The organism is Corynebacterium sp. CNCTC7651 (assembly GCF_021496665.1).
In the GTDB taxonomy this organism is placed as follows: domain Bacteria; phylum Actinomycetota; class Actinomycetes; order Mycobacteriales; family Mycobacteriaceae; genus Corynebacterium.
This window is the reverse complement of record NZ_CP071246.1, coordinates 940,554-958,935: the sequence shown is the minus strand read 5'-3', so window position 1 is coordinate 958,935 and position 18,382 is coordinate 940,554. Positions and strand designations below refer to the sequence as shown.

Here is an 18,382-nt window from a genome sequence, read left to right as displayed (position 1 = left end):
CCCCTGCGCTCTGCTGAACAACGTGGATTACTATAACCACGCCCCGCGCAGGCGACCAAATCGCCTGCTCACGGGGCGAATTACAGCACTGTGAGCTACTGCCAGCTACTTCGCTGTAGCCTCGAACGGCGTTGCTGCGCGTGCGGCACGCAGGCGAGCGAGCGTCGATTCGCGGCCCAAAAGCTCCATGGACTCGAAGAGCGGCGGGGAGACTGCCTCCCCGGACACGCCAACGCGAAGCGCACCGAAGGCGACGCGGGGTTTCAAGCCGAGATCGTCGATAAGCGCCTTGTTCAGCGCGGCCTCGATGTTGGCGGTGGCCCAGTCCTCCTCGCCGATCGCCTCAAGCGCCGCGATACCGGCGTCCAGGGGCTCGATCGCTGCCTCCTTCAGGTTCTTCTTGGCAGCCTTTTCCTCCAGCACAAGGTCCTCATCCGCGGTGACGAGGAATTTGAGCAGGCCGTAGGCGTCCGAAAGCACCTTGATGCGCGTCTGCACCAGGTCCGCCGCGATAGCGAACTTGTCTTCCGGGTAGTCCGCCGGGAAGTCGGTGTACTCGGTCAGGTACGCGCGCAGGCGCTGCTTGAAGTCCTCCGGCTCAAGCATGCGGATGTGGTCCGCGTTGATCGCCTCCAGCTTCTTCTGGTCGAAACGCGCCGGGTTGCCCAGCACGTCGCTGACATCAAAGGCGTCGATGAACTCCTGCACCGTGAAGATGTCCTGATCCGCGGAGAGCGACCAGCCTAGAAGGGCCAGGTAGTTGATCATGCCCTCGGGGATGATGCCGTTGTCGCGGTGATTGAACAGGTTGGATTCCGGGTCGCGCTTGGACAGCTTCTTGTTGCCCTGCCCCATCACAAACGGCAGGTGGCCGAACTCCGGCGTGAAATCCGTGATGCCGATGCGCTTCAGCGCCTCGTAGAGCGCCATCTGGCGCGGGGTGGATGCGAGCAGATCCTCGCCGCGCAGCACGTGGGTGATGCGCATCAACGCGTCATCCACCGGGTTGACCAGCGTGTACAGCGGCGCGCCGTTGGAGCGGGCTACCACGTAGTCCGGCTGGGTCTCCGCCTTGAACGTCACCTCACCGCGGACCAGGTCGTTCCACGTCCAATCCTGCTCCGGCATGCGCAGGCGCCACACCGGCTTGCGGCCCTCTGCCTCGTATGCGGCGATCTGCTCTTCGGTCAGATCGCGGTCGAAGTTGTCGTAGCCCAGCTGCGGGTCACGGCCGGCCGCCTTGTGGCGCTCCTGCACCTCCTCGTTGGTGGAGTAAGCGGGGTACACCTCGCCAGCGTCGATAAGCTTCTGCAGCACATCCTTGTAGATGTCCATGCGCTGCGACTGGCGGTACGGCTCGTGCGGCCCACCCGTGACCACGCCTTCGTCCCACGTCATGCCCAGCCACTCAAGCGAGTCGATGATGGCCTGGTAGGACTCCTCCGAGTCACGCGCCGCGTCCGTGTCCTCGATGCGGAACACAAACTCGCCGCCGCTGTGGCGCGCCTGCGCCCAGTTGAACAGGGCGGTGCGCACCATGCCGACGTGCGGGGTGCCGGTTGGCGACGGGCAAAAACGGACGCGGATCTTTCCAGCTTCAGTCATGCGCCTCATGGTAGCGCGTGCTTTTCGACGTTCGCTTACCTCCTCTAGCGGGAGGGTTGCTGGGGTTGTGGGCCCCTGGCTTCCGGCGCCGGGGTTGCTGGGGTTGTGGGCCCCTGGCTTTCGGCGCCGGGGTTGCTGGGGTTGTGGGCCCCTGGCTTTTGGCGCCGGGGTTGCTGGGGTTCGCGCTCTACGCTTGAACCGGGCCCTGGGACATTGTCCCCGCGCTTGAACCGCCGCCGGCACCTAGGCCCTCTGTGCCTAAGCCCAGCCCCGGAACCTTGGCACCCCTGTGCCTAAGCCCAGCCCCGGACCCGGGCTTTTCCAGATGGTGAGACCCACTGGGTGAAGTAGTCCTCAAAAGGGCCGATCTCACCTGTCAGGTCTCACCATGTGGGTTTCACCCAGTTGGTCTCACCGGCATGCCGCCGCGGACGCCCAGGTCACCAGGTCCCTGCCCCACACCACAGCCGAGGAGCCCCGTCACCCTGAGCGTCCTCGGCCGCTCCCCATCCCCACAACCCAAGCCCCATACCCACAACCCACAACACCTGCCGCCCCTCACCCCGCGGATACACTGTTCCACCGTGTCACCCACTCCCCCGAGCAATGCGAACGATCAGACGGCGCACGCACAAACCGCGTACCCGCAGCGCCCTGCAAGCGCGCCAGACTTTCTGCTCTCCCGCGCCGCGGGGTCGGTGCGCACGCAGGGATCGACAGCCACGTTCACGGACGCGCGCGCCGCGCAAGAGGCATTGAACAGGGGGAATGCGGAACTGATTGTCGGTGCGCTGCCATTCGACGCCACCAAGCCTGCCGCGCTTACCGCCCCGGCCAGCATCATCCGCGAACCGGGGACGCTGCACCCCCACCCCTATTACCGCGAGGGTCCGGGTGCCGAACTCAGCGCCACTCTGACAGGCGTTGACCCGCAGCCGGAGGAGCATCTGCGCCGCGTCGCTGAGGCAGTCCGGGCCATCAGCGAGGCCCATACCGAAGCAGCCCATCTGAAAGCAACCCATGCGGAAGCGACCCATGCGGAAGCGACCCAAACCCCCGCACCCGCCACCACCCCTTTAGGCAAGGTCGTCCTCGCCCGCGCGGTGGACATCGCGTTCGACCCTCCCGTGGACCCGCGCCTCGTCGCCGCCAGGCTGATTGAGCTTTCTGCCTCCCGCGACGGCTTCATTGCAGATCTCTCCCCCGCCGGCCCGAACTACCGCGGCCACTTCCTGGTCGGCAGCTCTCCGGAGGTGCTGGTCAAACGCCTGGGCACCACGGTCACGTCCTACCCGCTGGCCGGTTCTGCGGCGCGCATTCACAACGACCCCGCCGCGGACAAAGCTGCCGGCCAGAAGCTCGCAGCGTCCGCAAAAGATTTGGACGAGCACCGCTTTGTCGTCGACCACATCCGCGAGCTCCTTGCCCCCCTGTGCACCCACCTGGACATCCCGGATCGCCCGATCCTGGAGCGCACGAATGAGATGTGGCATTTGGCAACACCGATCGTCGGCACGCTGCGGGAGCCCGCCCCCAGCGCACTGGAACTCGCGTGCCTGCTGTACCCCACCCCCGCGGTGTGCGGCACCCCGCCGGGCAAGGCATTTTCGCTTATCGACGCTACCGAGACCGACCGCGGCTTCTACGCCGGCGCCGTCGGCTACTGCGACGCGGCGGGCGACGGCGAGTACATGGTGGCCATCCGGTGCGCCGAGGTGAATGGCGACGGGACCGCGGCCCGCGCATGGGCAGGCGGCGGCCTCACCGCGGACTCGGACCCCCAGGCTGAGCTCGACGAGACGACGGCGAAGCTGCGCACCATCCTCGGCGCGCTGGGCCTGTAACGCTGGGCCGGGACGCTACGCGCGCTCGACCGGGTTGCCCAGGCGGCCGATGCCCGGGATCTCCACCTCGATGAAGTCGCCCGGCACCATCTCAGCGGTACCCGCCGGGGAGCCGGTGGCCATAACGTCGCCCGGCAGCATGGTGAAGGACTGGGTAACCCACTCCACCATCTCGCCGATGTTCAGGATCATCTGGTTGGAGTTGGAGTCCTGCTTCGTCTCGGTCTTGCCGTCGTGCGTCAGGTGCGCCTTGATGGGCAAGTTAGTGAAGTCGAACTTGTCCAGGTCCGTCTCAATCCACGGGCCGAGCGGGCCGAAAGAATCGATGCCCTTCGCGCGCGCCCACTGGCCGTCGGCGAACTGCAGGTCGCGGGAGGACACGTCGTTGATAATGGTCACGCCGCGGACCACGGACTTCCAGTCCTCAGCCTTGACGTTCTTGCACGGCACACCAAACACGACGGCCAGCTCGCCCTCGAACTCCACGCCGGTGGCAAACTCCGGAATCTTGATCGGCGCGCCCGGGCCGATCACCGCGGTGGACGGCTTGATAAAGATCGTCGGCGGCAGGTGCTCCGCGGACTGCTTGAACACTTCGGCAACGTGGTCCGCGTAGTTGCGGCCCACGGCAACAATCTTGGTCGGCAGCGTCGGGGCGAGGAGACGCACATCCTCCAGCGCCCATTCCTTGCCGGTGTATTCCGGCTCCGTAAACGGGGTGCCCGCGATAGCTTTCGCGGTAGTCCCCTCCTCGTTGATAACGGCGAAGGTCATGCCCTCCGGTGTCGCAATTCGTGCAAAACGCATGTGCACGAGCATACATGCGCCAACGGGCGCATTCCGCACACTTGGGCACATTCCGCACACGGAACGTTGGGCGCACCGGGGCCTTTTGCTTATCGACGCTCCCCCTTCTGCGCCTCCAACGCCAAATACAGCTCTGCGCAGGCAATGGCGTCCGTCAGCGCATTGTGGTTTTCATAGCGTGGCAGGTTGTAGCGCTCCCGCACACGCGCCAGCCGCAGGTCCTCGCCGCGCGGGTACGTACCCATCCGCTCCATGTGGCGGCGCTCCAGCGCGAAGGTGTCCACAACCTCGCGCTCCGGCAGCTTCCACTTCTCTCCGCGCACGTCCCGGTACAACTTGGCCAGGAAGCCGGTCTCCATCTGCGCGAAGTGCGCCAACAGGGCGCGGCCCTCAAAGGCGCGCTCGAACGCATCCAGCACCAGCGCGGGGTCTTGGCCGAGGCGAGCAACGTCATCGTCCGTCACGCCGTGGATGGTGGCGGAGTCGCCCACACTCGCACCGGCGAAGACGTAATATTCCGCGCCGGAAAGGTCGATGACCCGCCCGTTGACCGGGACCCACCCGATGGAAACCAGCTGGTCCCGCTCCGGTTTGAGGCCTGTTGTTTCGACATCGACGGCGAGAAAGGAGTCGTCGATAAGCGTGCGCCCCTGCGTGCGCCTGAAAAGCCCGCCGAGCACGTCACACCGCCCGAGTGGGGTACTTGTTTGCCAGCGCGTTCTGGAGGGACTTGATCACGCCGAACGCGTCGCGCAGCGCCGCACGGTCGCGTTCCGGGAGCTGCTTCGGGTCGATGTGGTAGTTGGGGCGCTCGCCCGCGCGGACCTGCGCCACTTGGTGCCGCATGGTGAGGTTGGCCAGGTACTCGTACGCGTCCAGCAGGTCGTGCGCACCCTTCTCGGACACGGTGCTCCCCGCCGAGGCACGTAGCCGCGCGATGGTATCCACCTCGCCGCTGCCCGCCGTGATGGCGTAGAGGCGGGCCATCTGCACCACCGCAGCTGTGCCGCCCTTCTTGATGTCCAAGGTGGATGCGTACTCCCCGGAACGCTCCACCACCAGGCCGCGGAAGAAGCCGATCGGCGGCTCGCGGAACGTCGCCAGCGCGGCAAGATGCGTGTGCAGCCGGCGCGAGCCCTGCGCGGACACCAGCGCCGCGTTGTGCACACGATCCACCATGTCGCGCCACCCGTCGCCAGCGCCGAAGATGGCGCGAAAGTCGAAGAACACCTGCGCGTGCAGCAGCGCGTTGGGCTCCGGGTTAGTCACCCAGCCGTGGAAGGTCTGGTCCCACTGCGCCTCCGTCATCCGCCAGTCCGGGTTGGACGCCATCATGTCGCCCGGACACAACGCCTGCCCCGCGCGCGCGAGGCCCTGGCAGATGAATTCCGCCAGCTCGGCGAAGTACGCGCCGTGCGCCGCCTCGTCGTACTCGTTGGACAGCACCAGCGCGTTGTCCTGGTCGGAGGCTGGTCCCATTTCGCCGCGGGCCTGGGAACCCACGGCCACAAAAGCGAAGGGCACGGGCGGGGGCCCAAGCTTGTCGACGGCAAGTTGGTACAACCTCCTCGCCACCGAATCCGCGATGGAGGTGAGCAGGCGCTGTGTCTCCGCAGCAGAGGCGCCGCGCTCGAAGAAGCGCACCGCCACTTCCGCCGCACGACCGTATGCGCCCTCCAGCTCCTCGAGCGTGCTGGTATCTACATCCGCCGCAAGGTAGATCGGGTCCGTGTGCATCAGCCGCATAATGTCGGAGGAGGTGACCACACCCGCGATGCCGTCCGGCCCCTCCACCGGCAGGTGGTGGATGCCAAGCTCACTCATCACCAGCATCGCCTCGAAGACCAGCGCGTCGGCGGGGATGGTGCGCACCGGAGACGTCATCACCTCGGATACAGGGCGGTCCGGATCAACGCGGCGGGCCACCACGCGGGAGCGCAGGTCCCTGTCGGTGAGGATGCCGGGGTGCTCGCCGCCGTGGATGACCAGGCAGGTCACTTTGTGTTCATCCATTGCCGCCGCCGCGTCCGCGATGGTGACAGTGCCCGCCCGCGTAATCAAATCCCGGCCGGCAATCAGCTCGCTCAGCGGGGTGCGCAGCATGTCCGCGGAGCCGGTGTCGCGCACCTCCGCCGCGGCGGCGCTGACACGCCGCGAGGCCGTCTGGAAAAAGCGCTCCAGGTCCGGGTGTTCCGCAAGGAGCTCCGCAAACGCGTCGCGCGGGAGCATGAGCAGGACGCTGTCCTCCACCGCCTGCATGAGGTAGCGGGACTCCGGTTCCCCGACCAGGGTGGAGTAGCCGAAGTTCAGCCCGGCATCACGGCGGTCCAGCAGCATGTTGTCCTCGCCCACCACGTCGACCGCGCCGGAGCGGATGATGTACAAGGTGTCATTCACCTCACCGGGCGAGAAGATCGTCTCGCCGCGGCGCACGTAGGTGATACCCATTTTGGCGGGCAGGGTCTGCAGCGTTTCCGCGGGCAGGTGGCTGAACGGCTCGTGCCGGGCGATGAAGGTGTAAACCTCGTCCAGTTCGACTGACATGCACTCACCTTATCGTGAGCAATGCCACTGCCGGGGCGTTTTTACTGGTAGCTCACAAACCAGGGCTTCGGGTCAACCGTGGCGTAGGTACCCTCCGGCGTGAACGTCGGCGTGTCCTCATCGATGAAGTTCTTCCACGCCATGAAGAAGTTCGGGTCCAGGCCCTGGCGCAGCGCATCCCACGTCTCAAACTTCTGGCCCGGCACGCCGTGGCCGTCCGCGTGCAGCACCCACGCCAGCTCCGGCTGGCCGGTGGCAATGTTCTCCCGGTCCGGGTACATGGCGAGCTGGAACTGGTGCAGGATCAGCATCTTCTGCGGCAGGTTGTTGTCGCGCACCAGCTGGGCCAGCCAATCCGCCACCTCATTGATCTCTGCCGCGCTTGCGCTGCCGATGCGGGACAGCGGCTGCTCCCCCGGGTTCAACTTCCACTCCGCATCCAGGGCCAGGCCGACGTTCGGCCGCTTCAACAGCTCTTCGTAGATCCTCGCTTGCTCCAGGAAGTTGCCCTGACCCGGCTGGAGGTCGATGACGGCGTAGCCGCCGGCATCAATAATCGCGTCGATGTACGGCACCAGGTCTTCCGCCGGGGTCTCGTTGGAGTAGTTGCCGTCCTCGCCTGGGAACTCGGAAGCGACGGAGGCGATCACCTCAAACGCCGGAATCACGGGCTGCTGTTCCAGCGGCTGGTACCAGGAGGCGTACTCTGCAGCCAGCGCCGCCGCTTCAGCCGGACCCTGCTCCCCCATCATGCCCAGCTCCGGGCCGTAGGGGTGGCCGTAGAGCGCAATCATGCGCCGTCCCGGGAACACCAGCCCGCCGCCGCCGGGCAGCTCGCCGTTCCCGGCCAGCTGCACGCGCGCGCTGTATTCCTCGTTGCTCCCGAACTGCCGGCCGAGGGCGAGGGTGTCCTGCTCGGTGACGGCACGCATGCTTGCCGACGTCTCCCGTGGATCCGCAATGCCCAGCACCTGCACCTCAGCTCCGGCAGCGCGGGCAGTTGCCGCACCGGCGCGCGACGTTTCCTCGGTGGCCATCACGGGCGGGAGCACCAGGTCGATCGGCTGCAGCGCCTCGAGCGCCGCGATTGCTGCGACATCGGCTCCGGCCTCCGCGGCGACGGGTTCGGTCGACGCGATTTCGTTCACGTCTTCTTCGTCTGCGTCACCCGGCACCTCGATGACGCGCTTCGCCCCGAGGCGGGAAATCTCTTCCTCTACTGTCTCTTCGCTGCCGGCGTGGCGCACCAGCATCGGCGCGCCGAGCTTCACCGCCACCGCAGCGGCCTGGAGCTGCGACTCACGATCCGCGTCAGCGATCACCACAACGTCCGAGGACTCGAACAAACGCTTCGACACCTCAATGCCGGTGCCGTCCGGATCCTGGATGACCTCCGGGCCCTCCATCGAGAGCGTTTTGGGGGCGGCGGGGGCGCTGGACTTTGTACCGTCGCCAAGCGAAAGCCCCCCATCCCCGCAGGAAGCGAGCGTGAGCCCCGCCACCGCAATGAGTGCGGCGGTGCGGGTGCGCTGGCGGACTGGACGGGAAGATGAGGGGCGGTAAACCATGCAGGGCAGACTAGCGCAAGGCGGCCGCGATGCGGTCACCGACATCGACGGTGCGTACTGCAGTGTTCCCGCGGGAGGCGACATCTGCCTCGACAGCCTCCTCGATGCGGGCGGCGTTATCCTCATCGCCAAGGAAGCGCAGCATCATGGCCACGGACAGGATCATCGCAGTCGGGTCCGCAATACCCTGGCCGGCGATGTCCGGCGCGGAACCGTGGACCGGCTCGAACATGGACGGCATCTCGCGAGAGGCGTTGATGTTGCCGGAGCACGCCTGGCCCACGCCGCCGGCCACGGCACCCGCAAGGTCCGTGAGGATGTCGCCGAAGAGGTTGTCCGTGACAATCACGTCGTAGCGCTGCGGGTCCTGGACCATGTAGATGGTCGCGGCATCGATGTGGTTGTAGTCCACCTCAACCTCGGGGAACTCCGCCGCAACCTCATCCACCACGCGCTGCCACAGGCCGCCCGCGTTGACCAGCACGTTGGTCTTGTGCACCAGGGTGACCTTCTTGCGGCGCGTCATCGCCAACTCGAAGGCGTAGCGCACCACGCGCTCCGCGCCGAAGTACGTATTCTGGCTCACCTCGGACGCAACCTCGTGCACGGTGCCCTGGCGGAGGGTGCCGCCGTTGCCGGCGTACAGGCCCTCCGTGCCCTCGCGCACCACGACAAAGTCGATGTCGCCGGGGTTTGCTAGCGGGCTTATCGACGTCGGGTACAAGCGCGATGGGCGCAGGTTGACGTAGTGGTCCAGCTTGAAGCGCAGCGGCAGCAGGAGGCCGCGCTCCAGCACGCCGGCCGGCACGCGCTCCGGATCGCCCACAGCACCGAGCAGAATCGCGTCGTGCTCCTTCAGGCTGTCCAGATCCGCGTCCGTGAGCAGCTCGCCGTTGCGCAGGTAGCGGCGGGCACCCAGGTCATACTCGGTGGTTTCCACATCGTCGCGGACGGTGTGGAGAACCTTCAGGCCCTCCGCCATAACTTCGGTGCCAATGCCGTCGCCGGCGATCACTGCAATCTTCATGGCGTAGAAGCCTAGCAGCGCTTACTCGTGCTCGATGATGTAATCGATGGTTTCCTCGATCGCCGCGATGACATCGTCGTCCTCGTAGCCGAGCGCTTCCTTGGTCTCGGCCGGATCGATGGAGAGATCCATTGCGCGCAGCTCGCCGGCGAGCTCCATCTTGATGCCGTGTTCCTTGCCCTCAGACTCCGCGTGCTGGTCAAGCTGCGCCATCTGCTCGCGAACTGCGTCGTACGGCATCTCCATGAGCTTGGTGTCCAGGCCCATCTTGTCGATGAACATCTGGTAGAACTCCGTGAACGGCAGGTTGTACTCGCTGATGGCATAGGTGCCGCGGTGCTTGCCCCGCTCCGCTGCGCCCACGGCTGCCTGCGCAACCTGCTTGACGGTGACCGCTGCGGTCTTGCCGCCCGGGTGGACCGGGAAGACCTCAGTCTGCTTCATCTGGTCGGAGAACATCTTCCACAGCGGCATGCGGCCCGGCATGTGGCCGAAGATGTACGGCAGGCGCAGCGAGGTTACGTCCATTGCGCCGTCACCCTCTGCGAAAGCCACCTGCTCCTGCATGAGACGGGTGAGCGGGTAGCCCTCGTGGATGAGGTCGGTCTCGTGCAGGCGCTCAGCGAACTCTGCGAAGTAGGAGCCGTAGACCACGAACTTCTCAACGCCGGCTTCGCGGGCAAGGCGCGCGAGACGTTGAGTGGGCAGCACGTTCGCCTCGTAGAAGAAGCGGGTTGCCGGAGCATCCGGCAGCACGCGCTCATCCGCGCCGATGGCGTAGAACAGCGCGTACACGCCCTCGAGCTTCTCGCGGATCTCCTCATCCGTCATCTCGTTCACGTCTGCGATGACGGAGTGCACGCTGTCCTCCAACCCGGCAAACAAGTCATCCGACGGCATATCCAACGCGACGGAGTAGACATCGTAACCGCGCTGCGCGAGCTCCTGCACGGTAGCGAAGCCGAGCAGGCCGGTTCCGCCGAGGACAACAGCCTTCTTTGTAGCCATGGTGGTCTCCTTACATGGATTGAAAACATGGGTTCCACATCCATTGTGGGAAACTCAATGACGGTTGTCAGCGCGGCCAAGCCACGGTATAGCGGGGGTATGCGAAAAGGCCCGGCTGGTCTGAAACGACTCAACCGGGCCCTGTGGAAGGGTACTGATTAGTCCAGATCGATTTGGATGGACTGCGCACCGATGGACTCGGCGATTTCAGCCTCGAGCTCTTCCGATACCTCGGACTCAACGCGGAGAATCAGGACGGCGCCGTCGCCCTTGGCTGCCTGGGTCAGGGCCGCCGCCTCGATGTTGATACCGGCGTCGCCCAGCTTGCCACCGACCTTGCCCAGCGCACCCGGGGCATCGGTGTAGCGCAGGAACAGGTTGCGGCCCTCTGCGCGCATGTCCACGCCGCGGCCGTTGATGCGCACGATCTTCTCCACACCTTCGAGGCCGGTCAGCGCGCCGGCAACGGTGGCAACATCGCCGTTTGCGCCGACAACTTGGACCTCGAGTGCACTGCGGTGGGCACGTGCCTCGGTCTCGGTAGCCACGGAGTAGTCCAGACCGCGGGATTCCGCGATCTGCGGCGCGTTCACGAACGTGACCTGCTCATCCACAATGCCGGAGAACAGGCCGCGCACGGCGGAAAGCCCCAGGGACTCAACGTTCTCGCTGGACAGCTCGCCACGTGCGGTCACCTTGAGGGACACCGGGGCGTCGTCCAACAGGCGGCCAGCCAGAAGGCCGAGCTTGCGGGCGAGGTCCAGCCAGCGAGCAACCTCCTCCCCGACCTTGCCGCCGGTGACGTTCACGGCATCCGCCACAAACTCGCCGGCCAGGGCCTTGAGGACGGAGTCAGCAACATCAGTACCCGCGCGGTCCTGCGCTTCCACGGTGGATGCGCCGAGGTGCGGCGTCATCACAACTTCCTCGAGGGCAAACAGCGGAGAGTCCGTGCACGGCTCGGTTGCAAACACGTCGAAGCCGGCACCGCGGATGCGTCCTTCCTTGATAGCGTCTGCAAGTGCCTGCTCATCTACCAGCCCGCCGCGGGCGGCGTTGATGATGATCTGGCCCGGCTTGGCCTTGGCCAGGAGCTCGCGGTTGAACATGCCCGCGGTCTCCTTCGTCTTCGGCAGGTGAATGGTGACAAAGTCCGCGCGGGCCATGAGCTCTTCAAGCTCCACCAGCTCCACACCCAGCTGCGCAGCGCGAGCCGGGTTGGCGTACGGGTCATACGCGATGATGGTGGTTTCGAACGCGCTCAGACGCTGGGCGAAGAGCTGACCGATGTGGCCGAAGCCGACGATGCCGACGGTCTTGCCGAAGATCTCCACGCCCTTAAACGCGGAGCGCTTCCATTCGCCGTTGCGCAGGGTCTTCTCAGCAGCCGGGATCTGGCGGGCGGTGGAGAGCAGCAGCGCGATGGCGTGCTCGCACGCGGAGTGGATGTTGGAGGTCGGCGCGTTGGCCACCATCACGCCGCGCTCGGTCGCCGCAGCGATGTCGACGTTGTCCAGACCGACGCCGGCGCGGCCGATGATCTTGAGGTTGGGAGCAGCCTCGATGACTTCGCGGTCCACGGTGGTTGCGGAACGCACCAGCAGGGCATCCGCCTCGGGGACGGCGGCGAGGAGTTCCTCGCGGTTCGGCCCGTCTACCCAGCGCACCTCCACGGAATCTCCGAGCGCTTCGACGGTGGACTGGGCAAGCTTGTCTGCGATGAGGACAACCGGTTTAGCCACGGGACAAACATCTCCTGCATAAAGGGGCGAAAGGTTTCCTCGGTTACTCTACTGCGCACCCCTGCGAGTTTCGCTACTACTGGCCCAATAATTTTCTTCCGCTTGCATAATCCTCGAAGCAAGCTCCTCGTCCGACCCGAACTGCGAGCCCAGCGCGATCAGCGGCTCATCCGCAAGTCCAGCCATGGCGAACAGAGCTTGCTCTGATTCGCGCGGGTCCGCATGATCCACAATGGTCACGTCCGCGCCGAAACTGCGAGCGTTTGCAATCGAAGGGATTGAGCTCTCCCGTGTAGCCACCACCACCGGCGCCATATGCCCATCGCGGCGGGACATGATTGGGAACGGCTTGGCTTGCGCACCCGGCATCACGGCCGGATCTGCCCAGGCAGCGCGCGCCCATGTCGGCTCCCGCGGATCCAGTCCCGCGACCGCCTCGGCCGCATCAGACGGCGAAGGAACCTCAGCCACGTCGAACCGCACCGCCATCATGTCGCCCAGCGCCTCAAAACCGCCGGGGTCGCGGTACACGCGCACACGCCCGGAGGTCTGCGCGACATTGACGTTGCCAACGGTTAAGACGGTGTAGGCCTTCAATCGCTCGATCTCGTGAGAAATCTCCTGGTGGCGCGCCGGGTCGTACACAATCATCGGTGCATGCGCCGCCACAGCGATAGACGCTGCCCGCAGTTGCGCCGCAATCGTATCGTCCGAGACCACCAGCGTCTCCGAGTTGGGGAAGAAGTGGCGCAGGCTGAGGATGCCTTGAGAGTCCTCAATCACCAGCGGGTGCTCCTCAAAACGGGTATCCACGTGGCGAGACTCGTTGATGGCTATCGCCTGCCCGAGCGGGCCAGGTTGCTGTTCGGGCGCACACCCGGCGGCTGCAACACCTATACCCGCGCTTAGCAGAAGCATTGCAGCACGGCGGTTAGCTCTCCGCATCAACCTGGTCTGCCATAGTGGTCGCGCCCACTTCGCGCTCATCACGATGGGTCTGACCCAGGTGCCCCGGCAGATCCCGGATCACCGGCTTGCCCACTGCGTATTCAACCACGCCGAGGAAGCGCTCAAGGCGGTCCTCCAAGAACGCTTCCCAATCGGAGCTCAGCAGGTAGCTCGGCTCCATCTCGTGGCCCGCAATGATGGCGTCAAACTCGGCGTCGTCCAGGAGGGACTTCGACTGCAGGCGCGGCAAGTAGCGCTTCGGCGGGTTGTTCTCCATCACCACTTCGGTGCGGCGGCCCATTGGCGTGCGATTGAGCACAGAATCCGCCAGCAGCGGATCTGCCCCGATGGAGGCGCAAAACGCCGGCGGGAAAACAGTGTTAAAGGACGGCTGCAGCTCTGCGTACGTTTCGCGGTCGAAGGGCTTGCCGGTACGCCAATCTCGCGCCCCGCGGGCCATGAGCAATGCGTACATGCCGCGGTACACACCACTCTCGCTCGTTGCGCTGAGCAGGCGGGATGCCGCGAACTTGGCATCCTCTACCGTGCTGGGAACAGTGTCTGTCTCCCCCAGCACCCACGGCGTGACTTCGGTGACATCCAGCCCAGCGCGGATGGTCGGGGCATGCGCGCCGTAGAGCTCGCTGAAGACACCGGACCAGAACCAGCAGTTCAAACGGTCGCGGGAGCGCTCCTGCTCCAACGCGCCCGGGTGTTCCGCGAGTCGCGCCAGGATAGTCGCAAGAGGCACAAGCTGGGACGTGTACGGCACCTGATCCAGCGAGAAAATGCAACGCTCCTGCAAAAACTCGGCCACCTGCACAAACGCGCCGGTCACCTCGTCCGCGTGCGCACGGTATTCATCCAGAGAAATGGTGAGGATGTCACCGCGGTGGCCGGTTGCGCGGCCGCGACGGCTGGTGATCAGGAGCGCCAGTGCGCGCAGGTACTCGATGCGCCCGATGCGGTCGAGTGCGGGGTACGCGCGCAACTGCTTCTCGACGTCCGCCCAGTGATCCGCAAGCACAAAATCCGGGTCCTGGGAGGCGAACATTGCGGTGAGGAGCTCGAAGACGTCCATCTGCACGCCCGCGGAGTTCGCGTGCGCGAAGATCTGCCCCACGCCGATCCGCGTCGTATCCCTGTCCACGCGGATAACGGGAACGTCGTACGCCGGCAGCCACCGCAGCACCTTGTGGTGGAATTCCTTCACTGCCTCCCGCATCGCGGGGTCCTCTGCGCTCGCAGCCATATCCACCAGGAGATCATTGCCCTCCTGCCACAGCAGTGCAGAAACCGGAACCACGCCGTAGCGCAGCATGTCCTCGCGGTTGGAAATGCCGCCGTCAATGCCTGGGCCAAAGTGCGAGCGCACCCGTCCTTCCTCATCCACAGCGAAGACGGATTCCACGGGCATCGGGTCGGACGCGACTGCCGCGCGCACATCGACGAAGAAGCGGCGGTTGATCGGCTCGCCGAGATAGTCCACCGTCGGGATCAAGCCCTTGCCTTTGAACGCGTGATACAGGGAGGTCAACCTCTGCTGCCCGTCGAGAAGCAAAAGCCCCGGCTCTGCCCCACCGATGTCCAGCCCAGCCAGCGGGCGCGGCCGGAAGCGCACCGGGGAGTTGCGGGTGTCCAGCGCCAAGAAGGAGCCCACGGGGTAGCCGCGCAGCACGGAGGTAATGAGTGTGCGAATGCGGTCAACATCCCAGATATATTCTCGCTGGAAATCGGGCAGCTGCAGCTCGCCGCGCTCTGCCCTGGCGAAAAGATCGATCAGTGAATAACTCGGCGTGGTAAACCCCATGCCACAAACTGTAGATCAGTTCTGGCAAATGCTCTCGTGATGAACGTGCTCAGGGCGCTCGAACTGGATCGTGGAATGGTCGATGCCGAGCGCCTTGAGCTGGGCTTGGGCGGTGTCCAGCAGCGCACCTTCGTCGGTCCCCTCAGCGACAACGATGTGCACGGTGGCCAGCACCGAGACACCGTCGAGCGACCATAAATGCAGGTCATGGATATCTGCGACCCCGTCAAGCCCCAGGAGCGCGGGCGCAACCTTGTCCGCGTCGAAGCCAGACGGCACCTGTTCCAGCAGCACGCGCGTGGAGTCCCGCAGCAGCTGCCACGCGCGCGGCAGGACCATGGCGGCGATAAGCAACGAGGCCACCACATCCGCTGCGGTAAAGCCGGTGAGCGCGATGACCACACCGGCGATGATGACAGCGAGCGAGCCCAGCATGTCCACCACCACGTGCAGGAACGCGCCCTCCACGTTGATCGAACTCTCGCGGTGGCGCGACAGCACCCACGCGGAAACCACGTTTGCCACCAGGCCGATCACCGCAACGATCATCATCGTTTGCGTTTCCACCTCAGCCGGCGACCGGAGCCTGCGCACAGCCTCCACCACAATTAGCACCGCAATACCGATCACTGTCGCGGCGTTCACCAGCGCCGCGAGCACCTCCACCCTGCGGTAGCCGAACGTTGCGGTGCCTGATGCTTTACGACGGCCAGCGAGCACCGCAAAGACAGCAATGATCAGACCGGTCGCGTCCGAGAGCATGTGCATCGCGTCCGCCACCAGAGCCATCGAGCCAGAAATCCACCCGCCAACAAGCTCCGCGAAGAACACCACGGAGGTGATGCTGAGCGCGGTAACGAGAGCGCGCAGCGGTGCGGAGCCTGCGCCATGGCTGTGGCTGTGGCTGTGGTCATGGTCATGATGGTTGGCGCCGTGATGGTTGGCGCCGTGATTATGAGAGTGCGCGACGTGCATGCGACCGAGCTTAAAGAGACTGACCCCTTATTGACAATTTATTGAAAATAAAATCCAACTAAGGTTCAACGTGCGTGACGTGCGGAAACGAGGATTTTTCCACGAAACTCTCAATATTGACTTGAAGTTTTTGCTCCAAGATTTGGTACGGTCGATTGTCGTTGGCCAACTGGCCAGAAATTTAGAACGAAAGGACCTTTCCCGTGACTACCCCTAACCCGAACGATCCGAACCGCAACATCGATCCGAAGAACCTGGATCCGAAGCTGGACGCAACCCACGAGACCACTTCCCGTCGCGTGGAGACCACCCCGACCACCGAGCACGTGACCACCGAGCGCACCACCACTACTCAGCCGGCTCGCGCTACCTCCGGCTCCACCGCTGTGACCGAGGAGAAGAACGGCGGCGGCTGGTGGAAGTGGCTGTTGGGTCTGTTCGCCGCCCTGCTGCTGGTTTGGCTGCTGTTCTCCCTGTTCAACAACAACGATGACGCTGCTACCCCGGCGACCTCCACCACCACCGCTGCAACCGAGGTTGTCTCCGAGACCACCACCGTTGAGAGCGGCACCGTGACCGAGTCCCCGGCTGCTGACGCAACCGTTTCCGAGACCGCGGTTGTCTCCGAGTCCGCAGCGCCGGCTACCAGCTAGTCGCTAGCACCGCAGCGCGGATTCGCTGGCGCTGATTTTAAGCGCCGACCTCAGCCCTCCCCCTTCGATTTGAAAGGGGCGAGGGTTTTTGCGTGCCCGCGTATCGCGTGCGGGATTTCTGCGTGTCGCGTGCGGGATTTCTGCGGGATCTGCACGGGCCTGAACAACGAAACGCCCGCCACCCCAGTACGGGTAGCGGGCGCTTATCGCAGGTAACGCTGGCAGATCGCTTACGCGGTCTCGTCCAACGGGTTCTTGACCCAGCTCATCATGTCGCGCAGCTGTGCACCGGTCTTCTCAATCGGGTGCTCGGCGATCTTGGCGCGCAGGCCCTCGAGCTCCTTGTTGCCGCCCTCGACGTTGGCCACGAGGCGGTTGGTGAAGGTGCCGTCCTGGATGTCCTTCAGGATGTCGCGCATGCGGTCCTTCGCACCCTCGTCGATCACGCGCGGGCCGGACAGGTAGCCGCCGAACTCTGCGGTGTCAGACACGGAGTAGTTCATGTTGGCGATGCCGCCTTCGTAGATCAGGTCCACAATCAGCTTCATCTCGTGCAGGCACTCGAAGTACGCCATCTCCGGCTCGTAGCCAGCCTCGGTCAGCACCTCGAAGCCGGTCATGATCAGGTCCTCCAGGCCGCCGCAGAGTACTGCCTGCTCACCGAACAGGTCGGTCACGGTCTCCGCCTCGAAGGTGGTCGGGATGACACCCGCGCGTGCGCCACCGATGGCGGCAGCGTAGGACAGCGCCAGCTCGCGGCCGTTGCCGTTCGGGTCCTGTTCCACAGCGATCAGCGCCGGCACGCCCTTGCCGTCCGCGAAGGTGCGGCGGACCAGGTGGCCCGGACCCTTCGGGGCGACCATGGCAACGGTGATGTTCTCAGCCGGCTCGATCAGCTTGAAGTGAATGTTCAGGCCGTGGCCGAAGAAAAGTGCGTCGCCCTCGTTGAGGTTCGGCTCAATGTCGTTCTTGAAGATCTCTGCCTGGGAGGTGTCCGGAGCCAGCAGCATGATCACGTCAGCCCATGCTGCAGCCTCAGCGTTGGACTTGACCTCGAAGCCGGCCTCCTTGGCCTTCTCCGCGGACTTGGAACCGTCGCGCAGGCCGATAACAACCTCGACGCCGGACTCGCGCAGGTTCTGCGCGTGTGCGTGGCCCTGGGAGCCGTAGCCGATGATGGCCACCTTCTTGCCCTGGATGATCGACAGGTCTGCGTCACGGTCGTACAGCACTTCAATAGCCATGAGTGGAACACTCACCTTTCCTATAGGTTGGGACGGTTGTTTCATATTATGGCACACCTGGGTGCGCCGATTTGTAACTAGTTGTTCTTCTTCGACGGTGCCATCGTCTTAGATCCGCGGGTCAGGGCCACCTGACCGGACTGGATCAGCTCCCGGACGCCGAACGTCTCAATGACATCCAGGAACGCGCGCAGCTTTGCCGGCGTGCCGGTTGCCTCAATCACCACAGAGTCCGGGGAGACGTCCACCACGCGGGCGCGGAAGATGTTGGCAGTCTCCACCACCTGGGCGCGGGTCTGGTTGGAAGCGTTGACCTTCACCAGCATGAGGGAGCGGGCGATCGTCGTATCGTCCTCCAGCCGAAGCACCTTGATCACCTGGATGAGCTTGTTCAGCTGTTTGGTGATCTGCTCGATGGCGTACTCCGAAGCATCGACCACGATGGTGAGGCGGTTAATGCCCTCGGTCTCCGTCTTCGCGGACACCAGCGAAACCAGGTTGTACCCGCGGCGGGTGAACAGCGCGGTAACGCGGGTGATAATGCCGTCTACGTCCTGCACCAGGACGGAGAGGATATTGCGGGTGTGTTCGTCTTCGTGCGCCATGG

The 18,382-nt window shown here is 64.8% G+C and carries 15 protein-coding genes; 2 read left to right on the top strand and 13 right to left on the bottom strand.

Features of this window, described 5'->3' with window-relative positions; translation table 11 throughout:
- Positions 1-105: 105 nt before the first annotated feature.
- The gene (gltX, locus tag JZY91_RS04635; RefSeq protein ID WP_370639266.1) at positions 106-1,605 is read right to left on the bottom strand and encodes a glutamate--tRNA ligase; all 1,500 of its coding nucleotides are present in this window, start codon (positions 1,603-1,605) and stop codon (positions 106-108) included.
- A 584-nt stretch (positions 1,606-2,189) separates the two neighbouring features.
- Between gltX and JZY91_RS04630 the strand changes: the two genes are divergently transcribed.
- Positions 2,190-3,449 (top strand): isochorismate synthase MenF, encoded by a 1,260-nt coding sequence (locus JZY91_RS04630; protein WP_370639265.1) that lies wholly within the window; start codon positions 2,190-2,192, stop codon positions 3,447-3,449.
- A 15-nt stretch (positions 3,450-3,464) separates the two neighbouring features.
- Here JZY91_RS04630 and JZY91_RS04625 read toward each other — a convergent pair whose 3' ends face one another.
- From JZY91_RS04625 to JZY91_RS04580, 10 genes are all read right to left on the bottom strand, one after another.
- Positions 3,465-4,256 (bottom strand): fumarylacetoacetate hydrolase family protein, encoded by a 792-nt coding sequence (locus JZY91_RS04625; RefSeq protein WP_234948779.1) that lies wholly within the window; start codon positions 4,254-4,256, stop codon positions 3,465-3,467.
- Between the two features lie 89 nt (positions 4,257-4,345).
- Entirely contained in the window at positions 4,346-4,936 is a 591-nt protein-coding gene (locus tag JZY91_RS04620; protein WP_234948778.1) for an exonuclease domain-containing protein, read from the bottom strand.
- Position 4,937: 1 nt separating this feature from the next.
- Positions 4,938-6,800 carry a DUF294 nucleotidyltransferase-like domain-containing protein gene (locus tag JZY91_RS04615; RefSeq protein ID WP_234948777.1) on the bottom strand — a complete coding sequence of 621 codons (1,863 nt, stop codon included), beginning with the start codon at positions 6,798-6,800 and terminating at the stop codon, positions 4,938-4,940.
- Between the two features lie 41 nt (positions 6,801-6,841).
- On the bottom strand, positions 6,842-8,368 hold the full coding sequence (locus JZY91_RS04610; protein WP_234948776.1) for a cell wall-binding repeat-containing protein: 1,527 nt from the start codon (positions 8,366-8,368) through the stop codon (positions 6,842-6,844).
- Between the two features lie 10 nt (positions 8,369-8,378).
- On the bottom strand, positions 8,379-9,395 hold the full coding sequence (locus tag JZY91_RS04605) for a 3-isopropylmalate dehydrogenase (RefSeq protein WP_234948775.1): 1,017 nt from the start codon (positions 9,393-9,395) through the stop codon (positions 8,379-8,381).
- Positions 9,396-9,416: 21 nt separating this feature from the next.
- A complete protein-coding gene (locus JZY91_RS04600) occupies positions 9,417-10,403 on the bottom strand; it encodes an NAD(P)-dependent oxidoreductase (RefSeq protein WP_234948774.1) in 987 nt (328 codons plus the stop codon).
- A 158-nt stretch (positions 10,404-10,561) separates the two neighbouring features.
- Positions 10,562-12,145 carry a phosphoglycerate dehydrogenase gene (gene serA / locus JZY91_RS04595; protein ID WP_234948773.1) on the bottom strand — a complete coding sequence of 528 codons (1,584 nt, stop codon included), beginning with the start codon at positions 12,143-12,145 and terminating at the stop codon, positions 10,562-10,564.
- Positions 12,146-12,193: 48 nt separating this feature from the next.
- Complete coding sequence (locus tag JZY91_RS04590; RefSeq protein WP_234948772.1) at positions 12,194-12,958, bottom strand: hypothetical protein; 765 nt, start codon at positions 12,956-12,958, stop codon at positions 12,194-12,196.
- Positions 12,959-13,076: 118 nt separating this feature from the next.
- Positions 13,077-14,903, bottom strand: coding sequence for a DUF262 domain-containing protein (locus tag JZY91_RS04585; protein WP_234948770.1), 1,827 nt, complete (start codon positions 14,901-14,903; stop codon positions 13,077-13,079).
- Positions 14,904-14,918: 15 nt separating this feature from the next.
- Positions 14,919-15,878 carry a cation diffusion facilitator family transporter gene (locus JZY91_RS04580; protein ID WP_234948769.1) on the bottom strand — a complete coding sequence of 320 codons (960 nt, stop codon included), beginning with the start codon at positions 15,876-15,878 and terminating at the stop codon, positions 14,919-14,921.
- A 203-nt stretch (positions 15,879-16,081) separates the two neighbouring features.
- Between JZY91_RS04580 and JZY91_RS04575 the strand changes: the two genes are divergently transcribed.
- Positions 16,082-16,531, top strand: coding sequence for a hypothetical protein (locus JZY91_RS04575; RefSeq protein ID WP_234948768.1), 450 nt, complete (start codon positions 16,082-16,084; stop codon positions 16,529-16,531).
- Positions 16,532-16,761: 230 nt separating this feature from the next.
- Here the strand turns inward: JZY91_RS04575 and ilvC are convergent, their stop codons facing one another.
- Both ilvC and ilvN read right to left on the bottom strand, forming a co-directional pair.
- On the bottom strand, positions 16,762-17,775 hold the full coding sequence (gene ilvC, locus JZY91_RS04570; protein ID WP_234948767.1) for a ketol-acid reductoisomerase: 1,014 nt from the start codon (positions 17,773-17,775) through the stop codon (positions 16,762-16,764).
- A gap of 77 nt (positions 17,776-17,852) precedes the next feature.
- Positions 17,853-18,380 (bottom strand): acetolactate synthase small subunit, encoded by a 528-nt coding sequence (gene ilvN, locus JZY91_RS04565; RefSeq protein ID WP_234948765.1) that lies wholly within the window; start codon positions 18,378-18,380, stop codon positions 17,853-17,855.
- Positions 18,381-18,382 lie beyond the last annotated feature (2 nt).